General features: G+C 61.6%; 17 protein-coding genes and 4 pseudogenes. 6 read left to right on the plus strand and 15 right to left on the minus strand.

All coding sequences use genetic code 11. The features are described 5' to 3' along the window. From SB772_RS38345 to queF, 3 genes are all read left to right on the plus strand, one after another. Window positions 1-141 (plus strand): hypothetical protein (locus SB772_RS38345; RefSeq protein WP_410838299.1); only part of this gene is annotated, 141 nt, incomplete at its 5' end. 22 nt (window positions 142-163) lie between these two features. After that, window positions 164-1,066 carry a 5'-nucleotidase gene (locus SB772_RS38350; protein ID WP_410838286.1) on the plus strand — a complete coding sequence of 301 codons (903 nt, stop codon included), beginning with the start codon at window positions 164-166 and terminating at the stop codon, window positions 1,064-1,066. Further along, a complete protein-coding gene (queF, locus tag SB772_RS38355) occupies window positions 1,063-1,887 on the plus strand; it encodes an NADPH-dependent 7-cyano-7-deazaguanine reductase QueF (protein ID WP_410838287.1) in 825 nt (274 codons plus the stop codon). Before SB772_RS38350 ends, queF begins: the two co-directional genes overlap by 4 nt. Before the next feature lie 121 nt (window positions 1,888-2,008). Here queF and SB772_RS38360 read toward each other — a convergent pair whose 3' ends face one another. The 3 genes from SB772_RS38360 to SB772_RS38370 form a co-directional block, all read right to left on the minus strand. Then, window positions 2,009-2,395 (minus strand): RidA family protein, encoded by a 387-nt coding sequence (locus SB772_RS38360; protein ID WP_410838300.1) that lies wholly within the window; start codon window positions 2,393-2,395, stop codon window positions 2,009-2,011. Window positions 2,396-2,479: 84 nt separating this feature from the next. After that, window positions 2,480-3,961 (minus strand): N-acyl-D-amino-acid deacylase family protein, encoded by a 1,482-nt coding sequence (locus tag SB772_RS38365; RefSeq protein WP_410838288.1) that lies wholly within the window; start codon window positions 3,959-3,961, stop codon window positions 2,480-2,482. 3 nt (window positions 3,962-3,964) lie between these two features. Continuing rightward, window positions 3,965-4,855 (minus strand): MurR/RpiR family transcriptional regulator, encoded by an 891-nt coding sequence (locus SB772_RS38370; RefSeq protein ID WP_410838289.1) that lies wholly within the window; start codon window positions 4,853-4,855, stop codon window positions 3,965-3,967. A gap of 147 nt (window positions 4,856-5,002) precedes the next feature. Here SB772_RS38370 and SB772_RS38375 point away from each other — a divergent pair, with 147 nt between their 5' ends. After that, window positions 5,003-6,280: an amino acid deaminase gene (locus SB772_RS38375; RefSeq protein WP_410838290.1), complete on the plus strand. Its 1,278-nt coding sequence runs from the start codon at window positions 5,003-5,005 to the stop codon at window positions 6,278-6,280. 63 nt (window positions 6,281-6,343) lie between these two features. Here the strand turns inward: SB772_RS38375 and SB772_RS38380 are convergent, their stop codons facing one another. Together SB772_RS38380 and SB772_RS38385 are read right to left on the minus strand one after the other, a co-directional pair. Next, window positions 6,344-6,847: a MarR family winged helix-turn-helix transcriptional regulator gene (locus tag SB772_RS38380; protein ID WP_410838291.1), complete on the minus strand. Its 504-nt coding sequence runs from the start codon at window positions 6,845-6,847 to the stop codon at window positions 6,344-6,346. A 31-nt stretch (window positions 6,848-6,878) separates the two neighbouring features. After that, on the minus strand, window positions 6,879-8,474 hold the full coding sequence (locus SB772_RS38385; RefSeq protein WP_410838292.1) for an MDR family MFS transporter: 1,596 nt from the start codon (window positions 8,472-8,474) through the stop codon (window positions 6,879-6,881). Between the two features lie 149 nt (window positions 8,475-8,623). On the opposite strand from SB772_RS38385, the gene SB772_RS38390 reads away from it, so the two are divergent. Then, the gene (locus SB772_RS38390) at window positions 8,624-9,466 is read left to right on the plus strand and encodes an EcsC family protein (RefSeq protein ID WP_410838293.1); all 843 of its coding nucleotides are present in this window, start codon (window positions 8,624-8,626) and stop codon (window positions 9,464-9,466) included. On the opposite strand, the gene SB772_RS38395 is transcribed toward SB772_RS38390, so the two are convergent. The 8 genes and pseudogenes from SB772_RS38395 to SB772_RS38430 all read right to left on the minus strand — a co-directional run. After that, window positions 9,436-10,410 carry an alpha/beta hydrolase gene (locus tag SB772_RS38395; protein WP_410838294.1) on the minus strand — a complete coding sequence of 325 codons (975 nt, stop codon included), beginning with the start codon at window positions 10,408-10,410 and terminating at the stop codon, window positions 9,436-9,438. The genes SB772_RS38390 and SB772_RS38395 overlap by 31 nt on opposite strands. 119 nt (window positions 10,411-10,529) lie before the next feature. After that, entirely contained in the window at window positions 10,530-10,964 is a 435-nt protein-coding gene (locus tag SB772_RS38400) for a CHRD domain-containing protein (protein ID WP_410838295.1), read from the minus strand. Window positions 10,965-11,422: 458 nt separating this feature from the next. Further along, window positions 11,423-15,766 (minus strand): ATP-binding protein, encoded by a 4,344-nt coding sequence (locus tag SB772_RS38405; protein ID WP_410838301.1) that lies wholly within the window; start codon window positions 15,764-15,766, stop codon window positions 11,423-11,425. A 123-nt stretch (window positions 15,767-15,889) separates the two neighbouring features. After that, window positions 15,890-16,636, minus strand: coding sequence for an aquaporin Z (gene aqpZ, locus SB772_RS38410; protein ID WP_410838296.1), 747 nt, complete (start codon window positions 16,634-16,636; stop codon window positions 15,890-15,892). A gap of 250 nt (window positions 16,637-16,886) precedes the next feature. After that, window positions 16,887-17,531, minus strand: a pseudogene (locus tag SB772_RS38415) (response regulator). A 112-nt stretch (window positions 17,532-17,643) separates the two neighbouring features. Beyond that, complete coding sequence (locus SB772_RS38420; protein ID WP_410838302.1) at window positions 17,644-18,336, minus strand: response regulator; 693 nt, start codon at window positions 18,334-18,336, stop codon at window positions 17,644-17,646. Between the two features lie 151 nt (window positions 18,337-18,487). After that, window positions 18,488-19,144, minus strand: a complete 657-nt coding sequence (locus SB772_RS38425) for a response regulator (protein ID WP_410838297.1) — start codon at window positions 19,142-19,144, stop codon at window positions 18,488-18,490. Between the two features lie 122 nt (window positions 19,145-19,266). Next, window positions 19,267-19,731, minus strand: a pseudogene (locus SB772_RS38430) (hypothetical protein); the annotation flags it as partial. Between SB772_RS38430 and SB772_RS38435 the strand changes: the two are divergent. Continuing rightward, a pseudogene (locus tag SB772_RS38435) lies at window positions 19,725-19,877 on the plus strand (c-type cytochrome); the annotation flags it as partial. The pseudogenes SB772_RS38430 and SB772_RS38435 sit on opposite strands and share 7 nt — an antisense overlap. 68 nt (window positions 19,878-19,945) lie before the next feature. Here SB772_RS38435 and SB772_RS38440 read toward each other — a convergent pair. Together SB772_RS38440 and SB772_RS38445 are read right to left on the minus strand one after the other, a co-directional pair. Next, window positions 19,946-21,586 (minus strand): methyl-accepting chemotaxis protein, encoded by a 1,641-nt coding sequence (locus tag SB772_RS38440; RefSeq protein WP_410838298.1) that lies wholly within the window; start codon window positions 21,584-21,586, stop codon window positions 19,946-19,948. A 439-nt stretch (window positions 21,587-22,025) separates the two neighbouring features. Beyond that, a pseudogene (locus tag SB772_RS38445) lies at window positions 22,026-22,235 on the minus strand (hypothetical protein); the annotation flags it as partial. Between the last annotated feature and the right edge of the window lie 462 nt (window positions 22,236-22,697).

Raw genomic sequence — 22,697 nt, forward strand, 5'->3', positions numbered from 1 at the left:
GGCGCGGACTACAGCTCGATTCTGGTCGGCATTCAGGTGCCGGAAAGCGAAAACGGCGAGTTCGGGCGCTTTCTTGCCACGCTCGGTTACCCGTACTGGGAAGAGACAAGCAACCCGGTGTATCGCTTGTTCCTCGCCTGATTTTTTGGACTGAGACGCGCAGATGGCTCTTTCGCTTGCCGACAAACTGGTAGTAGCAATCTCGTCGCGCGCGCTGTTCGACTTCGAGGAAGAGAACCGCGTGTACGAAGACGGCGACCTGCGCGCGTATGAAGCGTTGCAGCGCGACCGGCTCACCGTTCCTGCGAAACCGGGCGTCGCGTTTGCGCTGATCCGCAAGCTGCTGGCGTTGAACGCCGGCGGCCATCGCGTCGAAGTGGTGATCCTGTCGCGCAGCGATCCGATCAGCGGACTGCGCGCATTCCATTCGTGCCGCGAGCATGGGTTAGCGATCGAGCGAGGCGTCTTTACGCGTGGGCGGGCGCCGTTTGGCTACCTGAAGCCGCTGAACGCGTCGCTGTTTTTGTCGGCGAATCAGGACGATGTGCGCGACGCGCTGGCCGCCGGTTTTCCGGCTGCGCGCGTGTTGCCCGAATCGGCGAAAATGGCGAGCAAGTATCCGGACGAAATCCGGATCGCATTCGACGGCGACGCCGTGTTGTTTTCCGACGAAGCCGAGCGCGTGTTTCAGCAGGATGGCCTGCGAGCGTTCGTCGGCCATGAGATTCACAACAAGGATTTGCCGCTGGCGGATGGGCCTTTGAAGCCGCTGCTCGAAGCGCTGCACCGGCTGCAGAAACTCGCGGACGAAGCCGCGCCGATGCACATCCGTACGGCATTGGTGACGGCGCGTTCCGCGCCCGCGCATGAACGCGCGATCCGCACATTGATGGCGTGGAACATCGAAATCGACGAAGCGATGTTCCTCGGCGGCCTCGACAAGAGCGCATTTCTGCGCGAGTTCGAGCCGGACTTTTTCTTCGACGACCAAATTGGCCACTGCGAATCGGCCCGCGTCGTAACGGCGACGGGGCACGTGCCGAGTGGCATTGTGAACGCATCATGACACCCGAACAATCACCGCTGGGTAAGCCTTCTGCTTACACCGAACAATACGACGCTTCGCTGCTCTTTCCGATCGCGCGCAGCAATGCGCGAGAGGCGATCGGCATCGGCGCGCAGTTGCCTTTTTTCGGCACGGACATCTGGAATGCTTACGAGCTTTCCTGGCTGAATGTGCGCGGCAAGCCGCAAATTGCTGTGGCTACTTTTTATGTGCCAGCTGAGTCGCCGAATATTGTCGAGTCGAAGTCGTTCAAGCTGTATCTGGGGTCGTTCGCGCAGACGGCTTTCGAGTCGATGGACGTGGTGCGGGAGACGATCAAACGCGATGTTTCGGCTTCTTGCGGCGCTTCTGTTTCTGTTCATCTGGCTGCGCCGCATGAGTTCGGCAAGTTGCAGATGGAAGAGTTTGAAGGGCTGTCGCTGGACCGGCTCGATCTGGATACCGATGTTTATCAGCCTGACGCTTCATTGCTGAAGGCGGCGCTCGATGAGGCGCCGGTTGAGGAGACGCTGGTTTCTAATTTATTGAAGTCGAATTGTCCCGTGACCGGGCAGCCTGACTGGGGTAGCGTGCAGATTCGTTACGTGGGACCGCAGATTGATCATGCGGGCTTGCTGAGGTACATCATCTCCTATCGGAATCACACCGGGTTTCATGAGCAGTGTGTCGAGCGGATTTTTATCGATGTCCTCAAGGCCTGCCGGCCGGTTAAGTTGGCTGTTTATGCCCGCTACACGCGGCGTGGTGGGCTTGATATTAATCCGTTCCGGACGAATTTTAATTTGCCTATGCCAGACAATATGCGGTTGGCTCGGCAGTAGTCTTTGTTTGTTTGCCGCAGGCGGTGATTGGGAGTTTTGTTTGCCTTCGCGGCGCTTATGTCTGTGTGCCGCGAAGGCAAACAAAAACCCTAATCACCGCCCACGGCGAACAAAGAAAACCTCAAACCGCAGGTTTCTTATAAGCGACGCAGTCAACCTCGACCCGACAATCAATCACCATAGAAGAGACCACACAAGCTCTCGCCGGCGGATTCTCCCCAAAGTACTCGCGAAAAACCTTATTAAAAGAAGCAAAATCGCGTGGATCGTCGAGCCACACCCCACATCGGACGACATGCTCCGCCCCATACCCGGCTTCTTTCAGAATAGCGAAAACATTCTGAATCGCCTTGTGCGATTGCTCGACGATCCCGCCATTGATGACCTCGCCATTTTCCATCGGCGTCTGTCCGGAAACGAACAACCAGCCATCCGCTTCGACAGCCCGAGCAAAGGGCATATGCTGACCACCGGTCCCCTTCCCGCCTTCAACACCATATCGCTTCATCATCAAACTCCTTAAAAATTTCAGCATGCGCGAGCAACACAACTACCGCATGCCGTATCAATCGGAAACCAGAAAAACCAAAAATCAAAATGCGCCGTGCGCATCGCCCTTCGACGCCGCGCCACGCGCCACAAAATGCCCCGCACGCTCGCCGGTCACGACTCCATCGCGATAAGACAACACGCCATTCACCCACACCGCATCGATCCCGTCAGCCGCTTGCTGCGGCTTATCAAACGTCGCGGCATCGCGAACCCTCTCCGGATCGAACAACACCAGATCCGCGTGATAGCCGACATGCACCTCGCCACGCTGGGCCAAACCAAACCGCCGCGCCGACAAACTGGTCATCTTGCGCACCGCCTCTTCCAGCGGCAACAAACCGGCATCGCGCACGTAATGCCCCAGCACGCGCGGAAATGCGCCCCATAACCGCGGATGCGGCAACGGATCGTTCGGCAACCCATCGGACCCGACCATCGTCGCGGGATGCGACAGAATCCGCTGCACGTCGTCTTCGGACATGTTGTGATACACCGCGCCCGCCGGCTGCAAGCGCTTGCCCGCCTCCTGCTGCGTGACGCCCCACTCGGCGGCAATCTCCTTCACCAGCTTGCCCGCCATCTCGGGATGCGGCTCCGACCACGTAATCGTGATGTCGATGTCGCCCGTGACCTGCTTCAGATCGAGCGTCGACGAACTGCGGTTATACGGATAGCAGTCGCAACCAATCGGCTGCATGCGCCGCGCGCCCTCCAGCGACTTCAGCACCTCCTCGCTACGCCCCCAATTCGACGGCCCCGCGCACTTCAGATGCGATATCACCACCGGCACATGGGCATGACGGCCGACCCGATACGCTTCGTCCATGGCGTCGAGAATAGCGTCGAACTCGGTGCGCATGTGCGTCGTGTACAGCGCGCCAGCGGCAGCGAGCGGCTCGGCCAGCGCCATCACTTCTTCGGTCGGCGCGGAAAACGCGGAACCGTATGCGAGCCCCGAACTCAGACCCAACGCGCCATTCGACAGAGCCTCTTCGAGTTGCGCGCGCATGCCTTCGATTTCCTGCGGCGTCGCCGCGCGATCCAGCCGGTCCATCTGGTTACTGCGCAATGCCGTATGCCCGATCAGCGCGCTGACATTCACCGCAGGCCGCGCGGCATTGACCGCTTTTACGTATTCAGCAAAGGTCGGATACTGGAACGCGTCGCGCTCGCCGAGCAGGTTCATCGGATCGGGCGGTTCGCCCTTCAACGCGACCGGCGACGCACTGATCCCGCAGTTGCCGACGATCACCGTCGTCACGCCCTGGGTGATCTTCGGCAACATTTGCGGCGAACGGATCACGTGCGTGTCGTCATGCGTATGAACGTCGATGAAACCCGGCGCCAGCGCGCGGCCATTGGCCTCGATCACCTCTTCGGCGAGCCAGTTCGACAGATTGCCGATCGCCGCGATGCGGCCGTCGCGGATCGCGACGTCGCGTTCGACCGGCGGTGCGCCCGTGCCGTCATATAGTTGCGCGCCGACGATCAGCGTATCGGCGGCTTCGGGATGCGAATGCATGGATCAGTCTCCTAACGGTTGTCGATCGCCGCCGCCGCGGTGCGCGTCGAGCGCGTGCTTCATGCGGCGCAGCAATTCCCGGCTCTCGTCACCCTGACTGACGGCAAGTTCGGTGACGAGTACATCGAGCGCCATCATCATCGCGTAGCGCGACGACGACGGCTTGTAAATGAAATCGGTCTCAAAAGCGACGATCGGAATCACCCAATCGGCCAGTTTTGCGAGCGGTGAAGCCGGTGCAGTCAGCGCAATCACGGTCGCGCCGTAGCTGCGCGCGATCCGGCAGTTCTCGACCATCTCCGGCACACGGCCGGTTGTCGACAGCGCGATCACGACGCACTCGCGCGATACCGTGCTCGCCACCATGCGTTGCAACAGGCCGTCCTGATAGGTCGCAACGGGCCGGCCAAGACGTACCAGTCGGAAACGCATCTCATCGGCGAGCGCGGTCGAGCCGCCGCCCATGCCGAACACGTAGATCATCCGCGTGGCGCGTAATGCGGCGGCCGCTTCGGCGAGCGGCGCCTGGCGCAGCAATTGATGGTTATGGGTAAGCGCGGTCTGCACTTCGTCGAACACGCGGGTGGCGATCGGTTCGGGGACGTCCGTGGGACCGCCCGCTTGCAGAAAGCGCTGGCCGACCGCGGCTGCTTGGGCGAGCCGCAGTTTCAGCTCCCGCACGTCTCGGCAACCCACGGCCTTGGCAAAGCGCGTCACGGTCGCCACGCTCACCTCGGCTTGCTGCGCGAGCGCACCGATGCTGGCGCGCGACGCGCCGGTCAGATCGTCGAGAATCAGCGCGGCGACCTTACGCTCGGCCGAACGCAGTTCCGGCGCGCATTCGGCAATGCGCGCGACGATGTCGAAAGCCAGCGGTTCGGCGGTAGAGTTCATTGCAGACGGTGGGATGGCCGCGCAACCGCTCGTGAGCGTGGCCGCGCAAACCGTGGTACTAAATAACATTTCTTCAACCATCGTACTTTCGGTAACATAGTAAAGTCAACTTTGATTCAATTTAACCGGACGATGGAGCAGGGAGACATGAAAGTTACAAACTATCAGGGCGCAACGATTGATCCTTATAGCAAGGGCTTGGGCATGGTTCCGGGCACCAGCATCCAACTGACGGATGCCGCGCGCCTCGAATGGAATCTGCTGAACGAAGACGTGAGTCTGCCCGCCGCAGTGCTGTACGCGGACCGTGTAGAACACAACTTGAAATGGATGCAGGCGTTCGTCGCCGAGTACGGCGTCAAGCTCGCGCCGCACGGCAAAACGACCATGTCGCCGCAGCTATTTCGCCGTCAGCTCGAAACCGGCGCATGGGGTATCACGCTCGCCACCGCGCATCAGGTGCGCGCGGCGTATCACGGCGGCGTTTCGCGAGTGTTGATGGCCAACCAGCTGGTCGGCCGCCACAACATGATGATGGTCGCCGAGTTGCTGAGCGATCCCGATTTCGAGTTCTTTTGCCTCGTCGATTCGGTTGAAGGCGTCGAGCAGTTGGGCAAGTTCTTCACGTCCGTGCGCAAATCGCTACAGGTGCTGCTCGAACTCGGCGTGCCGGGCGGCCGCACCGGCGTACGTGATGAAGCACAGCGCAACGCGGTGCTCGAAGCGATCGCGCGCTATCCGAACGTGTTGAAGCTGGCGGGCGTCGAGTTGTATGAAGGCGTGCTGAAAGAAGAACCCGAAGTGCGCGCGTTTCTGCAGAGCGCTGTTACCGTCACGCGCACGCTCGTCGACGAAGGGCGTTTTGCCCGTACGCCGGCCGTTCTGTCGGGCGCGGGCTCGGCCTGGTATGACGTGGTCGCGGAGGAATTCGTGAAGGCGTCGGAAACCGGCAAGGTCGAAGTCGTACTGCGCCCCGGCTGCTATCTGACACACGACGTCGGCATCTACCGCAAAGCGCAGACGGACATCTTCGCGCGCAATCCGGTCGCGAAGAAAATGGGCGAAGGCTTGCTGCCGGCGTTGCAACTGTGGGCGTATGTGCAGTCGATTCCCGAACCGGATCGCGCGATCATCGGTCTGGGCAAGCGCGATTCCGCGTTCGACGCGGGCATGCCGGAACCGGCGCGCCACTATCGTCCGGGCACCGAGGCGCCGCGCGATGTCGCGGCCAACGAAGGCTGGGAGATTTTCGGCTTGATGGATCAGCACGCGTATATGCGGATTCCCGCCGGCGCCGATCTGAAGGTCGGCGACATGATCGCGTTCGACATCTCCCACCCCTGTCTGACATTCGATAAGTGGCGTCAGGTGCTGGTGGTCGATCCGTCGTATCGCGTCACCGAGGTGATAGAAACGTTCTTCTGACGATGTTGAAAACGGCGCGCTCAACGCAAGGTCGCGCGCCGCTCGTCCCGGCGGCGTACTCGCTTAGACCTGGCGCTCGGGGTCGACGCCCACCGCTTCGGGCGCTTGCGTAGCGGCGGCGCTGCCAGCGCTGGCCGTGGCCGCCACTTCGCCGATCCGCATTTCCAGCATCTTCAACGCGCCCGACAGCGCCGCCAGCGCGTCGTCCGGCAACCCGGCCATCGTGTCGTGCAGAAATGCATTACGACGCGGCATGCTGGCTTCGGTCGCCGACAGCCCCGCTTCGGTCAAACGCACATTAGTCACGCGGTTATCGCGTGTATCCATGCTGCGGGCGATCCAGCCGAGCCCTTCCAGCGTTTTCAATTGCCGCGTGAGCGCGCCCGGATCGACACGCAAGCGCTCGACCAGCCGCTTCTGCGACGACTCGCCGGCCTGCTCGCGCAGCGCCAGCAAAATGCGCCAGCGCGGCAACGGATGGCCGACGTGCGCCTCGAATGCCGACATGAACGCCCGATAAGTGCGGCCGAATTGCTGCACGACTGCGACGCGGTCCTGTTCTTCCATGATGTGTCAGTAAAACGGTAAGTCGAAAAATTCAGTCCGCGTGAATCACCGGCTCGAGCTTGCGCTGGAGCTTGATCGGCGGCACGCGGCGGCTTTGCCACACCGACACCACAGCGATGATCGCCGCCAGCGCCAGACCCAGATGAATCGCCGCGACCAGCGCCTCGCGCGCGGTTTCCAGCAGCATCGCGCCGTTGTGGCCGGCATGCGTCAACTGACCGAGCAAGGTGGTTTGCGCATCGCGATTGATCAGGATTTGCGGGTCGCCCAGATCGGCGAACCACTGAGTCGCGTGATCGTTTTCCAGCGCGCTGCGCACGCCGCTCGCGTACATGTGGGTGACCAGCGTGCCGGTGAGCGCCGTGCCGATCATCCCGCCGATCATCCGCAGCGACTGCAGCAGCGCCGTAGCGATGCCGAGGTGCTCGCGGCCGGCCGTCTGCTGCGCGAAGATCGTCAGGTTCGGCATCACGAAACCGAGACCAAGGCCGCCGAGAACCATGAACGACATCAGCATCCATTGCGGCATCGAACGCGTGGCGATAACCACGCCGAGGCACGAAAGCGCCACTAGCGCGAAGCCGACGTACAGCATCAGATTCGGATTACGCACGCGCGAGACGATCCGCCCGTTCGCAATACTGCCGACCGTGATGAACACGACGAGCGGCGTAATGACGAGCCCCGCTTCTTTCGGCGACATGCCGAAGCCGCCCTGGAACAGTAACGGCGCGTAGAACAGCAGCGAGAACATCGTGAAGCCGCCGAGCACCGCCAGCGTGAACAGCGCGGCGAGACTGCGGTTGCGGAACATGTCGACCGGCAGAATCGCGGTCGGACAGCGCTTTTCCCACTGCCACAGCGCGAACGCCGACGCGACGCTTAACGCCAGTAACGCGAACGCGCCGAAGGTGACGCCATGCTTCGGCACCAACTCGACGAACAATTGCAACGAGCCGAGCGACACCGCAATCAGCAACGCGCCGGGCCAATCGAGCCGCATCTTGCCTTCGTGCTCGACGTGCCGCAGATGTGGCAGAAAGCGCCAGACGAAAAACAGCGACAGCAAGCCGACCGGCAGATTCACGTAGAACACCGAGCGCCAGCCGTAGTACTGCGTGAGAAAACCGCCAAGCGACGGACCCACCGCATTCGCAATGCCGAACGCCGAGCTCATCAGTACCTGCCAGCGCAGACGCACGACAGAATCGGGAAAGAGATCGGGAATGCTGGCGAACGCGGTGCCGACCAGCATGCCGCCGCCGATGCCCTGCAGACCGCGCGCGAGCACGAGAAACAGCATGTTGTTGGCGGCGCCGCATAACACCGACGCCGCGGTGAAGACGATAATCGACGCGATCACGAACGGTTTGCGCCCGTAATAATCGCCGAGCCGGCCGAAGATCGGCACAGTGATCACCGAGGTGAGCAAGTACGACGTAGCGACCCACGCGTACAGTTCGAAACCTTTCAGCTCCGACACGATGGTAGGCAAAGCGGTCCCCACCACGGTCTGGTCGAGCGCGACCAGCATCGTGACGAAGGAAATGCCGAGCATCGCCAGCAACGATTCACGGAAGGGTAAAACTTGCCCACTCGAGTGGTGAACAGCGGTATGAACAGCCATTTTTGATAGTGCAACAGTTGACTCGTCAATCAATGCGGAATCATACCACGGCGTGACGTTCCAAACTGGGACGTCGGCGAGGTTCAGCGCGCCGCCAAATCGATTCAAATCGACTCAAGAACGGAAAACACATGACGCCAGGGAGGCACATGGAGCCGAGTTCGCTCGCTGCACAAGCTTTATCGAATGAAGATCTGATCGCGCTGCGGCGCGCGAAACACCAGCTGGAAAGTCCCGCTCTGACGATGAAACTGGCCAGCATCGTCGGTTCGCCGTTGGAGAAGCTGATGTCGCGGATGCCGGCTTTCGCCAACGAAAAGATCACGGATGCAACGGAACTGGCGTTGCGCAAGTGCCTGTCGATCGCGCTGCGCACGCTTGGACGGCAGAACGGCGCAGCGCCGCTGAGCGTGCCCGACAAGCCGAGCAACCTGCTGCATAAATTCGCCGTGGCGACCACCGGCGCGGCCGGCGGCGCATTTGGACTGTTCGCGCTGCCAGTCGAGTTGCCGGTGACGACCACGCTGATGTTCCGCTCGATCTGCGACATCGCGCGCAGCGAGGGCGAGGATCTGTCGTCGATCGACACGCAGCTGCAGTGCCTGACGGTGCTGGGCATGGGCGGCACATCGAAAGCCGACGACGACGCCGACTTCGGCTACTTCATCATGCGCGGCGCGCTGGCGCAGGCGGTCTCGAAAGCTTCATCCGAAATCGCGACGAAGGGCTTCACCGGGCACGGCTCCGCTGCGTTGCTGCGCCTGCTCAACACGATTGCCACGCGCTTCTCGGTGCAAGTGAGCGAGCAGATCGCCGCCAAATCGATTCCGGCAATCGGCGCGGTGCTCGGCGCGATGGTCAACACGGTGTTCATCGACCACTTCCAGCAGGTCGCGCACGGCCACTTCACCGTACGGCGGCTGGAGCGTCAATACGGGCAGGAAACGGTCGAGGCCGCCTATCAGACGATCGACATCGCGCTCGACGGTTGAAGAGCGGCGTTGTGCCCGTTCGCTTCACTGGTTACGCGCAGCACGAAAGCCGCGGCGCGGTCGAGCGCGCGGTTCGCTTCCGGGATAAACGGTGCGAACACCGGCCACACATGCGGCATCTTGTTCCACACTTCGAACTCGCAGACCACGCCAGCGGCGCGCGCGTTGTCGGCGACGCGCTGCGAGTCGTCCAGCAGCACCTCGGTGCTGCCCGCCATCATGTAGAGCGGCGGCAGGCCGTGCAGGTCGGCGTAGACCGGCGACGCGTACGGATGCGTGGCGGCGGCGCCGCCGAGATAGACCTGCGCCGCGAGGGCGATCGCGCGGCCGCTGAACATCGGATCGAGACCGTCATTGGAGCCGATAGTGGCGCCGGCAGCGGCCAGATCGGTCCACGGCGAGAACAGCAGGCCACCTGCCGGTAGAGGATCGCCCGCATCGCGCAAGGCGACGAGCGTGGCTAGCGCGAGACCGCCGCCCGCTGAATCGCCGGAGATCACGATCGACTCGGGCGGCGTGCCGGTGACGATCAACTGGCGATAGGCAGCGGTCGCATCATCGAGCGCCGCCGGGAAGCGATGCTCGGGCGCGAGCCGGTAGTCGAGCGAAAAGACCGGCGCATTGGCACGTGTCGCCAGACCGAACACAATCGAGCGATGCGTACGCGGCGAACAGAAGTAATAGCCGCCGCCGTGGAAATACAGCACCGTCGGCTGGTTCCCGACGTTGGACGAGCCATCGATGCGTTCGATCCACTCGCCGCGCAACGGTTGATCGCCCGGCCCGTACATTTCGCGCAGATTCCAGCCGGCGGGCACACGTGGCGACCAGACACGCCTGGCCGTTAGCGCGCGCGCTTTCTCAACATTGATGCGCGGCTTGAGAGTTTGCGGTAAAAACTGCCTGCGCAGATACCAGCACGCGAGCGCACTTTGCCAGCTCATCGGGACATGCTCCTTCGATAGTGTCCCGTCATGGTACGTGCATTCGCCAAAACGTCAGTGGACGGCGGCTTCTAATCTTGAAAACCGCCTGTTCCACCGAAAGTGGTGTGCCCAGCGCCCTAGTTCGCCGGCAAAACCTGCCCACGAATCTCGCCCATCGGGTTCTGTCCCGTATGGACGTTGAAGTACCACTGCCCCGCCATCAGGTCCGTCACCTGCTGTTCGGTAAGCGCCGCCGATCCTTTGATCGGACTCGCGAGCGCGCCCTTCTCGATCGGCACCTGGACTTTGGCGTTCTGCCCCACCGGCGCCGGACCGTGGAAATGCGCGGCGGTTGCCGGACCGCTCAGCCCTTCATAGGTGATCGTCCATTGCAGGGTTTTGCTCGACGTATCGAACGTGGCGTTCAACATGCCGTGCCCGTGACTCACACGCGGCGGCACTTCGCTCGACGGCTCGAGGTCCGCCTTCAACGCCACCGTATCCGCGAAGGCGATACCCGACGCCAACGCCCACAACACCACAGCGAGATTCATTTTTCGAAGTGCAATCATCGTCTTCTCCGGACTTGATGCACCGCCGCACCGAACACCCGGTCACGCGCGGAGCCACCACATACTAGTGCAAATCCTTCGAACGTGTTCGCGCCGATATGCGCCACGCCTTCTGCGTACAGATCGGTGCGACGCGACAGCGCGTAGTCAGTCTGAAGACACGTTTGTTTGTCGAATTCACCGTTGACTACGTTCGAAACAACGCGCTGTCGACGCTTTTCATCGATATTTCCCAAACAGTTAATTGCGCATTTCGTAATGAATCTTTTGCGTGAGCCCGGTTATGCTTCGACTTGCGAGAAGTGACTCCTTCATCGAGGGATGTCTCCAAATCTTCAACGCGGCTTCGGCCGCGTTTTTTTTGCCCTCCTGCTCTGCCCCTCACTTTGCTGCCTCGTCTGCCGGCGCCGAGGCCACCGGCCGCGGACCGTACGACCGGATCGCCGCACAACGACACATCATGCGAGCAACGCGGCTTGCTCCTCGATTCCATCCAGCATCGCATTGCATTTACGCACCAGCAGCAGTCCGTCGCTGCGCACGCGTTCCGGCGTCTTGATGGTGATGTCCCGGCGATAGTCTTCCAATGCGCTGAGCAGTGGCGAATATTGCAGCACGCTCACCGCCCCAGCCACCCGGTGATGCCACTCGCGCAGACGCTCGACGTCAATGCGCTCGAGGAGCGGCTCCAGCGCCAGGAAATCTTCACGCATCGACGAAACAAATGAGTCGAGCAAGGCCTTGACGGTCGATTCGCTGCTCCACAGTTGCGTCATGTGACTCAGATCGACCGGGACGAACGGCTCGGCACCGCCGCGCGCGTCCGGTGCGGCGATCGGCGGCGTACTGACGGTTTCAGCAGGCGAGGCTTGCCACGCGCTGTCGCTGCCGAACCAGCGGCTCAGGTAGTCACCCAGCGTAGCGAGCCGGGTCGGCTTGACGAGGCAGTCGTCCATACCGGCGTCGCGGCATAGATTCAGGTCCTCGGGCGCGGTGTTCGCCGTAATCCCAAGGATCGGCAGGTGATACGCGCCGCCCTGCTCCCGCTTCCGGATGCGTCGCGCCAGTTCGTAGCCGGACAGGTTCGGCATGTGACAGTCCGTGATCAGGAAACCGTAGCGGGTTTGTTCGAGCGCCGCCAGCGCTTCGGCACCGTCGTTCGCTACGTCGCAGGCAAAGCCGAGCAGAGCCAGTTGATGACGAATCAGCTCCTGATTGACCGGATGATCCTCCGCCACCAGGATCAGCCGGCCACTGGCGATCGCGCGCTCGCGGTCCGGTGGCACGGTGCCGCCCTCCTCCGTGCGCGGCAGGCCCGCTGCACGGGGCGCCGCCGACGGCAAGCCGGTCATCGCGGCGGCGCACGCCGCACCGAGACCGCGCCACGAAATGGGATTGACGCTGACTCGCACGTTGTCGTCGAGGACTCGATAGCCGGTCGGCTTCGGTTTCCCGGTGAGGCAGATGAGCCGCAAACTCGCCGGCACCCTTGCTGGCAATGGCAACGCCACATCTTCACCCACAAAGATCAGGTCTACGTTCGCTAGCATGTCAGGCTTGGCCAGTTCCGCCGCATCGGGCGATACCAGGCGCAACTCGAGTCCAAGCGCCTCGCCGAAATGCATGAGCGCCTGCGCCACTCGCGTGTCGCCCGTTGCCACCACGCCGCGCTTGCCGCGCAAGCCGTTCACCGAGTAATGCGGCGACTCGACAGGCATGGTGAGGCGCACCGTTATGCGGGTGCCGACACCGGGCTCGCTGTGCAGCTCGAGTGCGCCGTTCATCAGATCGGTCAGCTTGCGGCAGATCGTCAGGCCCAGACCCGTGCCGCCGAAGCGGCGGGTGGTCGACGACTCCGCCTGCACGAACGGCTCGAACAGCTGCGCCTGCACCTCCGGTGCGACGCCGATACCGGTGTCCTCGACGGTCATTTCGAGCGTCTGAGCGCCGCCGCTCTGCCCGGCGACCGCGACACGCACATCGACCTCGCCCTCCAGGGTGAACTTGATGGCGTTGCCCAGCAGGTTGAACAGGATCTGCCGCAATCGCACGCTGTCGCCTCGCAGCCTGGCGGCGACCTCAGGTGCAATATCCACGCGCACTTTCAGGCCCTTCTCATGAGCCCGGCCCGCCAGCAGACCAACCGCATTGTCGACCAGTTCGCGCATGTCGATGGGCTCGGCTTCGATCGTCAGCTGCCCTGCTTCGATTTTCGAATAGTCGAGCAGATCGTCCAGAATCTGCAGCAGCGCGCCAGCCGACTCGTGAATCATGCTGAGCATTCCTCCCTGATCCGCATTGAGCGGCGTGCGCTCCAACACTTCGACGAGGCCGAGCACACCGTTCATCGGCGTGCGGATTTCGTGACTCATCATGGCGAAAAAATCATCTTTGGCCCGCGACGCCGCTTCGGCCACATCGCGCGCTCGCGCCAGCTCTTCCGAGCGCGCGTGCTCCAGACTCGCGTCCACCCAGTAGCCGCTCCACACGACGCTGCCATCATTCTCGCGGCGCGGCACCAACTCCGCGCGCCCCCACTTGAGGTCATGTTCGCCGTCGAAGCGAAACTCAACATGGACCGGTGTTTCGCAGCGAGCCGATCGTTCCAGTTCAGCCAGCAAGAAAGGCCGGTCTTCCGCGCACACGCGTCGGAAATCGATCTCGCCGCCGCCCAGCAGATGCTGCGTATCGCCGCCGATATACGGGAATGAGTACACACCGTCCGCTGTGCGCCGTAGTTGAAACACGACCGCCGGCAATGAGCGCGTCACATCGAACAAACGGCGCTCGGTTTCGCGCGCGAGCATTTCGGTGCGCCGGATATCGGTAATGTCGACCATGGTTCCGAGCACGCAACTCGCCTTACCGTCAGCGCCGTGACAGATCCGGGTCCAGAACAAGCCATGCCGCGAGTCGCCGGCGCAGCCTTCGAACTGAAGCTCCACCTTCGCCGACTCGCTGCTTGTCTGCAAGTTGCGCGTCATGTCATCCACGACGCGGCTGTTTGTATCGCCCCATGCGTGGACATCCAAAGCGGTGCGCCCGATGACCGCTTCGCGGTGCAAGCCGCTCGCCTCCTCATACGCCCGGTTGATCGCGATGTAACGGCCATCCAGATCTTTGGCGACAAGCGGATACGGGACCATCTCCATCATGGTTTCCTGAAAGTTCAGCTGTGACGCGAGTTCGCGTTCGGTCTGCTTGCGCAGCCGCACTTCGCGTTGCAGCAGCAGATAAGCCCGCAGCGTGACCAGCAGCACGACGCCGATGGCGATCAGCAATGGCAGCAGGCGCACTGCAGTGACGCTCCAGGTTCCCTGCGCACCCGTGCCGCCGGTCACCCACTTCTGCCGGATGCGCTGCTTTTCGGCGGGCGGCATCGCTAGCAAGGCACGGTCGATCAACCCGGCGAGCGGACCGAGATCGGGGCGAACGGCAAAGCCGAGCGCGTCGGATTCGCTGACCGTTCCGAGGATCTTGAGGACGCCGGCGTAACGCTGCTTGAGCAGAACATCGACGGCAGCCACGTTGCCGACCACCACGTCTGCCTGGCCGTTCGCGACCATCCTTAACGCTTCGTCGAGACTGGGCGCGACGACCACATGGGTTGCCGGAATATTCTCGATCGCGAGCGAAATCGAACCGGCGATATGCGGCGAGACCACGATGCGGCGCGAGGCGAAATCGTTGAGTGCCTGTGCGGCCGGCTCACCTTCACGTCCGACGATCACGAGCGGATAGCTTTCGTATGCGCGCGTGTGTTGCGCGTTCTTCAGACGCGGATCATGGCTGTAGGATGTGAGGATAGCCAGTTCGCCGCGCTGGAAGGCTTCGATGGTCGCGGGCCAGTCGGCGGAGCGGGCGCGATTGAACACGATGCCCAACGTGCGGCTCAGGTAATCCAGATACTCGGCCGCGATGCCGGCAGGATGACCGGATTCGTCCACATAGCTAAAAGGCGGCCAGCCGTTGTCGAACCCCACCTGCAACGGCGGCAGCGAACGCAGCCAGGCCTGTTCCTGCGATGTCAGCACAAGGCGCCGCGCAGCGGAGGCCGCTTGCGCGTCGAATCTGCCGGATAGCCAGCGCACGCGGATCGCCGCACCGTCGGCCGGATTCATCGACGTGAGCGCCCGGTCGAGCTGGTCGCGCAGCGCGGCGCGATTGCGCGGCACCGCAAAGCGCAGGCCGGAGATTTTGCCGCTTTCCTCGAACGCGACGTGCAGGCTGCGAAACGCCTCTGTCGCCAACGCGTACCGGACGGCCGGGGTAAAACCGAGATAGGCGTCGGCGTCGCCATGCGCGACCGCCGACAGCGCCGCATGGGTAGTAGCGAAAGTTTCGATCCGCGCGCGCGGAAAGCGCTCGCGCAGCGATCTTTCGAGCGCAAAACCTTTCTCTATGGCGAGGTGTGCACCGGTCAGCTGAGCGGGCCCTGCATATGCTTCACGGTCCCGCCTGACCGCCACCGAAGTTGTTGCACGAAGATACGGTGCCGTGAAACTGAAGCAGCGTTCGCGCTCGGGCGTCCGGGCGAGGCTCATCACGAGATCGACATTGCCGGCACAGGCCGCGGCCAGCAGTTGCGGCATGTCCAGAAACGCTTTGCCTTCGATAACGACGTTCGGGCCCACCAGTGCGCGCAGGTAGTCGGCGCTCAAGCCCGTCAGCTGGCCGTCTTCGAGAGCGTCGAACGGCTGCCAGCCATTCGCCAGCACGCCAACGGTCAATTTCGCAGGAAAAGCGCCCGCGACCTGCGGATGAGATGAACTGGCAAACGGCTGAGCGAACGCTGCGGACATGTGCGCGACGAAAAACGCGAACACGACGATCAGCCACCGCGATACGCGTCTCGGCGCCCAGCTCATGGCGACACCGTCTTGGAGCTTCATGGGAGATTCCGGGAAATGGCTGTAATGCGGCGCTCACACAGGCTCGCCGTGCTCGCTGGAGAGCGCCGCGGGGCGGCCGGCCGACTTGCCCCGTAGAAACGAGAACAGGGCACCTGCGGCGGCGCCGCCAGACATAGGCGCGGCCCAGAACAACCAGAGCTGGTCGAGTGCCCAGTCGCCGACGAACAACGCCTGGCCGGTTGAGCGAGCGGGATTGATCGAGCCATTGGTGATCGGAATCGACACCATATAGACGAGCATCAGACATGCGCCGACGACGAGCGGCGCGATCGGTTTCAAGCTTCGCCGCTCGCTCACCATCAGACTTACAGTGACGAAAACGAACGACAACGCAAGCTCAATTGCAAGCGCCGAGTGAAATTGATAGTCCGAAGGAGAATGATCGCCGAAGCCATTCGCGCCAAACTCGCTTGCGGCCAGTTCGAAGCCTGGTCGGCCGCTCGCCACGTAAGCCAGCAGGGCTGCACCGGCAATCGACCCGAGAATTTGGGCGGCAAGGTAGGGCAACAGATCCCGAATCGGGAAACGTTGCGCGATCGCGAAGCCGACCGTGACAGCCGGGTTGAAATGCGCACCGGAGATACCGCCGAACATGTAATTGGCCGTGGCCAGCGCCAAACCGAACGCCAGCGACACCTCGAGCACACCGTAACTCTGCTGGACGGCGCCATTGTTCAATACGATGCTGCCGCAGCCGACGAACACTAGCCAAGCCGTTCCGGCACCCTCCACCAACAACCCCTTGCCTAGCGCTGCCATCACGCCTCCCAGTCCGATTATTTACCCACAAGGCAGGCGGCGCCGCGTTAGAACCACAAGCCTTCTGCTTAGATTGGTTAACAAGCTCGGTGCCGCTCAGCATGACGAAATGAAGCGTGTTGTCGGATGAGCGCGCAAGGAGCCGCCGTTAGCCCAGAACTATGGAATAACGAGACCGCGCGACCAATCAGACGACTCCTAATTTCATAAGAACAATCGACGGAAACTGTTAGTTATTCTCACAAGCCTGTCAGGTCAGCCCTATCTGTCTCGCGTATTCGATGAGATCGTTTTCCGTTTCAAGGCCGAGCTTGCGCATCGCACTCCGCTTCTGCGTGCTGATGGTCTTGCCGCTGCGCTGCAGGCGCGCCGCGATCTCGTAGACCGCGAAGCCTTGCACATAGAGCTGGAAGACCTCCCATTCGCGCGCGCTCAGCACGCCCATGCGAGGTTGCGGCGGAGTCTCGGCTGCTTAGATCGCGATGCGCGCCTGATCCGACAGATAGATGTCGCCGGCAACGACGGCATTGATCGCATCGATCAACGCCGTCGTGGTGTCGCGTTTGTCGACGATGCCGGCCACACCGATATGCAACAGGCCCGAAAGCATGTGCGCATGGCAGATCATCGTCAGTACGACGACGCAGGGATAGGGCCGAACCCGCAACAGCCGGCGCAGGAACGACACGGCGTTATTGCCGCCATGAATGCCCGGCATGCCGATGTCCGACACGACGACGTCGCACGCATGCGCGTCGAGCAGCTCAGCCAGGGTTTCGGTATCGGTCGCTTCGCCGACTATTTCGACGTGCGGCACGGCTTGCAGCAGACGGATGACGCCAAGGCGAACGCAGGCATGATCGTCGGCCACGATGACGCGGATCTTCTGTGTCATTTTGTTGTTGTCTTATCAGCTGGCACGCCCTGCACACGATGTGCATCCCCGGGCTATACCAAGCGTATTTTTTGTTCATCGCACCGCCTGAGCGGCACGACGCCTTGCCGGCTCAGCGCCGGTTTTGCCCGCCATCGTCGGGCACTACGCCGTATTCGACGGCGAAGCGGGACAACTCCGCGTCGCTGTAGAGGCCGAGCTTGCGCATCGCAGTACATTTCTGCGCGCTGATCGTCTTGACGCTGCGCCCTACCTGCGCAGCGATCTCCGTTACGCCGAGTCCGGAGGCGTATTGGGTGAACACCTCCAGTTCGCGGCGCGACAACATCTGCCGGACAAAATCGCGCCGCTGCGCCACCGTCGAGTCGTCGATCAACGATCGAACCGCTGGCCCGAGATAGCATTCACGCGCGAGAGCCGCGACCACTGCGACGTGAATCAGATCGATCCGGTCTCGCTTGCTCACCAGCCCGTCCACGCCGAGCGCGATGACCTTTTTTAACGCGTCGGCTTTGGTCTCCATGGTAAGTACGACGAGCGCGACACCGGGGTACCGCACCTTGAACTGCCTGACAGATTCCAGCCCGCCGCCATAGAAGCCTCCCGGCATATAGAGGTCCATCAGAACGAGGTCGCACGGAATGCGGTCGACTTCCATGAACAGCTCCGTGGCGTCTGCCGCGCGACCGACGATCTGCATGTTCGGATAACCCACCATCAGACTTTCGATCGCCAGCAGAACAAGTGGATGATCGTCCGCAATGATGGTACGAATAGGTGTACTTATGTCAACGTTGTCGTTCATCTTCCTTTCTCCCCCCGTATCCTGAATTCCCGTCGCTCTCTTCGGATGAACGGGCGATGTCGCGATCATTGAACATTCCTCTGCCAATAGGAATAAGATCGCTCCGAATTGATCGATTTTGCTCAACCGGATAATTACTTAGATATACGACCTAACATTCATGTAACCCATGCGCCCGGACATAAGCAAAGAGACCGGGATCGTTGACGACACCAAGTTTGGCCATCGCGTCGCGCTTCTGTCGGCTAACTGTGCGGCGATGGCATCCGAGCGTTGCAGCAATTTCGGAGATCGACTGACCACGTACGAACATTCTTATGATTTCTGCCTGTCGTTGAGGCAAACGCGGAATCGGCGGCAGGTCGCATGCTTCGCGTTGGGGTTGAGCAAGCGCTTCGACGATCGAGCGGCCGATGTGGATCTCACCGTTGCCACTCGCCTGAATCGCCTGCCAGAGTTCATCCATTGCTTCGATTTTGCTTAGCGCGCTGACTGCGCCGTCTGACACGATGGAGCGCAAGATCGCGGTATTCGTCAGAGTCGTCATCACCACAATGCGCAGCGATGGCCAGCCATGTCGGATTCGCCTGATAAGCCCCAGGCCGTCTTCGACTGCACCGAATGCCTCGGGCATCGCGAGGTCGGTGACGAGCACATCGCATGGCGTACTCTGCAAAAGTTTGATCAATGAAGTTGGCGTGGCGGCCTCACCGACGATCGTGACACCGGGATACATGTCCAGCGCGGCACGAACGCCGAGCAGGACAAAGGGATGATCGTCCGCCAGAACGACTCGAAGGTTCACCATGATTTTTCCCGTTTGTCGTAGGCGTTTTCAGCACGCGTGTAGGCATAGCGCAGCTCGCGCCGCACATGCTTCGGCGGCCCCTAGTTTCGGACGGAGAGCCAGGCCCGGTCATAAAACCACTGCTACGAAATGGCGGAAATCGGAGTGTTCTGAATCCGGGAGAAAATCTGATAGGCCATGACGGTTCGATCCACCCTTGCCACACGAGCCGCGCGCGGAAACACCGGCAATGCAGTCAGCGCACACACACTCGCGACTGCCCACACCATCGGCCACGAGCCCACCGACAACAAGGGCGGAATCGCCAGCGGCGTCAGAAATAGTGTGAGGAAGACGCAGGTATTACCCATCGCCAGCGCGGTGCCGGCGCGGCTCGTACCCGCAAGCGTCGCAAGCTCCGTGACGGCGACGCCGTGCTATGCGGAAGCGCACACACCGCCCAGCGCGATCACCAGTGCGAACACCGAGGTCATCGCCGCGTGGTGCATGCCGGTTACTGCCGTCACAAGAGGGAGCGACGCGAACAGTCCCGCAGTCAACAAACTGCAAGCACGCATGTCAGCACGGCGATTGCCGCGCCGGTCGGTCGTCGGTTTATCTCGCTGCGCAGATGCGGGCGTTTGTTTCCGGAGCCCGGCGTAACGACATCAACGAACAGATGCGGAATGTGGCCAGGCAGATGACGCCTGGCGAGATTGATAGTTTGGCCAAGTATTATGCCGCCATGCAATGAAGGGTTTGGTTGTTGCCCTTCCGGCGGAGTTGTCTGTTTGCCTGGGGCATTGGGGCAAACAGACAACCTCAAACCGCAATAACTTCACCAGACTCAATCTTACCCTGCGCAGCCACAGCCCCACCTCGCCGCCCGGCAAAAGAAGAAACGCCACTGCCCGTCTGAAATACAGCCACCACCGAAGTCAACCTCCGAGCCTGCTCCTCAAGCGAACTAGCCGCCGCCGCAGCCTGCTCAACAAGCGCGGCATTCTGTTGCGTCACTTCATCCATCTGTGCGACAGCAAGATTGACCTGATCGATCCCAGTACTCTGCTCAATCGCGGCAGCGGCAATCTCACTCATAATCGAACTCACGCGAGCAATCGCGTCGACAATCTCGGTCATCGTCGACCCCGATCGCTCGACCAGTTGCGAGCCCGCCTGTACCCGCGCAGTCGATGCGTCGATCAACCCCTTGATCTCTTTGGCCGCCGCAGCACTTCGCTGCGCCAACGACCGCACCTCGCTCGCCACCACCGCAAAGCCACGCCCCTGCTCGCCCGCGCGCGCCGCCTCAACCGCCGCGTTCAGCGCCAGAATATTGGTCTGGAATGCGATCCCCTCGATCACGCCGACAATGTCGGCAATTCGCCGCGAATCGTCGACGATGCCGTGCATCGTGCCCACCACCTGTTCCGTGAGGTCGCCGCCCTGAGCGGCCAGGCTCGATGCACCTTGCGCCAGCGAACTCGCCTGCTTCGCGTTGTCAGCGGTCTGCTTGACCGTCGAGGTCAGTTGTTCGATGCTGGCCGCCGTCTCCTCCAGCGATGCAGCTTGCTCCTCGGTACGTTGCGACAAGTCGGCGTTGCCCGCGGCAATCTCGCTTACGCCCGTATCGATGGATTCAGTCCCCTGACGCACCGTGTTCACCGTGGCGATCAACGAGTCCTGCATCTTGGACAATGCCGCGGCCAGCAGCCCCATTTCGTTGTTGCCGGTCGCGACGATCTGGCTCGTCAGGTCACCGTTAGCCATCCGCTGAAACTGTGAAATGGTCGCGTCGACGGGACCGACAATCGCACGCACCAGCACCGCACGTCCGACCCACGAACCCAGCAGCGACACCACCATGCCGATCGCAACCGCAATACAGATTGCGTAGAACAGATCCTGCGCATCCTGATAGCGCTGCGCGCCATGATCGAGTTGCAATTGTTCAAGCGCGAGCATCGCCTTTTCGTACGCGCTATAGAGCGATGGCAGTTTGTGCGCCTGCAATTGCTGAAATGCGGTCCTGTCGCCGGACTTCAACGCGGCCAACGCCGGCTCGACGCTTTCGTGCAAGAACGTATCGCGCTTGTCCTGCATGTCCTTGATGAGACGCTGCTCATCGGCATCAGAACTCGCGCGGCTCATATAGTGGGCAAGGCGTTCGTCGGATACTTTCCGGTACAGATCAAAGCGCTTGAGCACCGCGTTCGCACCGTCCTGATCGTTCAGGTCGATCAGCGACGCGTATGTCGCCAGTGCCAGGCGCAGTCGCAGCAGTTGTCCGGCGCTGCCTTCCAGGTCGGCAACTGCCGGCGTGTCAACGGTGTACATCTGCTGCAGCGACGCGTTGCTCGAGCGCAACGACAGTAGCCCAGCGGCGGCGCCGACTAGCAGCGCGACGAAAAAGGACATCACCATCGCAGTGAGGCAGGTGCGAATCGACAGATTTTTCAGCATTTGGGCTTGTCTCCGTTGGGCTGCCTAGCCGAATGTCCAGAAAAACACCTCGGCCGCACGTGCTGCGCCCAGGCCGATTCGGCCAGGTCCGCAACTTACTTGTCAAAAATTTAAGTGAACGCCACATAGATGGTCTACGGCGGAATCACCTGAAACTTTATGGTTGATGGGACGTACATTTGCGATACATCAACATTAGGACAGCATGGGCAACCGACCGCTCGAGGCCCATTGAGGGACTTTCAGGGTCTCCGCGCACATGAGTTGATAGAAAGTGACGAGGCACGCGTCTGCGGAGCATTTCTATATGTCGGAAATCGGCTCGGCTGGTGTTCGCTTTACTGCTTGTCTCGACCGACATAGGCGTGTGGGTGCGGCCGATCTGATCGAACTCGACTCGACGTTGCGGGAATACGGGGCTACAGATGAGCCTCTGCGATCATTGCGCGTTTATACCGTTGCGGCGACCGCGCCGACTTGGCCTGGCGAACCGGCCCAGGCAGCCACTTCGGCCGGAAGACAGGACACGTGTTGGTTGAAGTGGGATGGACAGAGGTTCTGCGCGTGCTGGACCTCGTCGCTTCGTAATGTCGACGGTCAGACCGTCACGTTCTGGCCGGAGCGCCAATCGTAAAACTGCTGGGGATGCGGTAGCGTTCGTCGTTCGTCGTTCGCCGTTCGTCGCGTTCGCCGTTCACCGTCGCTGGCCGGGGCTCGGGGCTGGGGACCGGCAGACGGATGCGGGTGAGCGGCAACGAGGGCAAGCCGTGCTGGGGCCGTCGAACTCAGTACGGCCAGTTCCCGTCATTCCTCTACCTGAGCAAATGGATGCTCATATGGCCGATGCGCTTCGGCAGCTGACATTCGCCTCTCAGTGTTGCCCCGAACGGGGCGGCCGGCTGCATACAGCCATCGGAGCTTCCGCTAGAGAGATGGACATACGCAAGGGATCTCACGCTTCATGTTCCATACAAATTGTGATTACCCGTCCGGTAGCCGCCATGACCTTCGTCTCTTGCACGAAAGAAGCCAGTTTTTTTTGCAAAAACCGCACACGGACCATGAACCGGGCTTCGGCTATTGTTAGGCCACGCGTGGTGGTTCCTGGCAG

The sequence above is a fragment of the Paraburkholderia sp. SIMBA_030 genome (assembly GCF_046535245.1).
Classification (GTDB): Bacteria; Pseudomonadota; Gammaproteobacteria; order Burkholderiales; family Burkholderiaceae; genus Paraburkholderia.

Coding starts and splice junctions, on each gene's coding strand:
- SB772_RS38350 (WP_410838286.1), top strand. CDS start 164: ATGGCTCTTTCGCTTGCCGACAAACTGGTAGTAGCAATCTCGTCGCGC.
- queF (WP_410838287.1), top strand. CDS start 1,063: ATGACACCCGAACAATCACCGCTGGGTAAGCCTTCTGCTTACACCGAA.
- SB772_RS38360 (WP_410838300.1), bottom strand. CDS start 2,395: ATGAAGCGATATGGTGTTGAAGGCGGGAAGGGGACCGGTGGTCAGCAT.
- SB772_RS38365 (WP_410838288.1), bottom strand. CDS start 3,961: ATGCATTCGCATCCCGAAGCCGCCGATACGCTGATCGTCGGCGCGCAA.
- SB772_RS38370 (WP_410838289.1), bottom strand. CDS start 4,855: ATGAACTCTACCGCCGAACCGCTGGCTTTCGACATCGTCGCGCGCATT.
- SB772_RS38375 (WP_410838290.1), top strand. CDS start 5,003: ATGAAAGTTACAAACTATCAGGGCGCAACGATTGATCCTTATAGCAAG.
- SB772_RS38380 (WP_410838291.1), bottom strand. CDS start 6,847: ATGGAAGAACAGGACCGCGTCGCAGTCGTGCAGCAATTCGGCCGCACT.
- SB772_RS38385 (WP_410838292.1), bottom strand. CDS start 8,474: ATGGCTGTTCATACCGCTGTTCACCACTCGAGTGGGCAAGTTTTACCC.
- SB772_RS38390 (WP_410838293.1), top strand. CDS start 8,624: ATGGAGCCGAGTTCGCTCGCTGCACAAGCTTTATCGAATGAAGATCTG.
- SB772_RS38395 (WP_410838294.1), bottom strand. CDS start 10,410: ATGAGCTGGCAAAGTGCGCTCGCGTGCTGGTATCTGCGCAGGCAGTTT.
- SB772_RS38400 (WP_410838295.1), bottom strand. CDS start 10,964: ATGATTGCACTTCGAAAAATGAATCTCGCTGTGGTGTTGTGGGCGTTG.
- SB772_RS38405 (WP_410838301.1), bottom strand. CDS start 15,766: ATGTCCGCAGCGTTCGCTCAGCCGTTTGCCAGTTCATCTCATCCGCAG.
- aqpZ (WP_410838296.1), bottom strand. CDS start 16,636: ATGGCAGCGCTAGGCAAGGGGTTGTTGGTGGAGGGTGCCGGAACGGCT.
- SB772_RS38420 (WP_410838302.1), bottom strand. CDS start 18,336: ATGAACGACAACGTTGACATAAGTACACCTATTCGTACCATCATTGCG.
- SB772_RS38425 (WP_410838297.1), bottom strand. CDS start 19,144: ATGGTGAACCTTCGAGTCGTTCTGGCGGACGATCATCCCTTTGTCCTG.
- SB772_RS38440 (WP_410838298.1), bottom strand. CDS start 21,586: ATGCTGAAAAATCTGTCGATTCGCACCTGCCTCACTGCGATGGTGATG.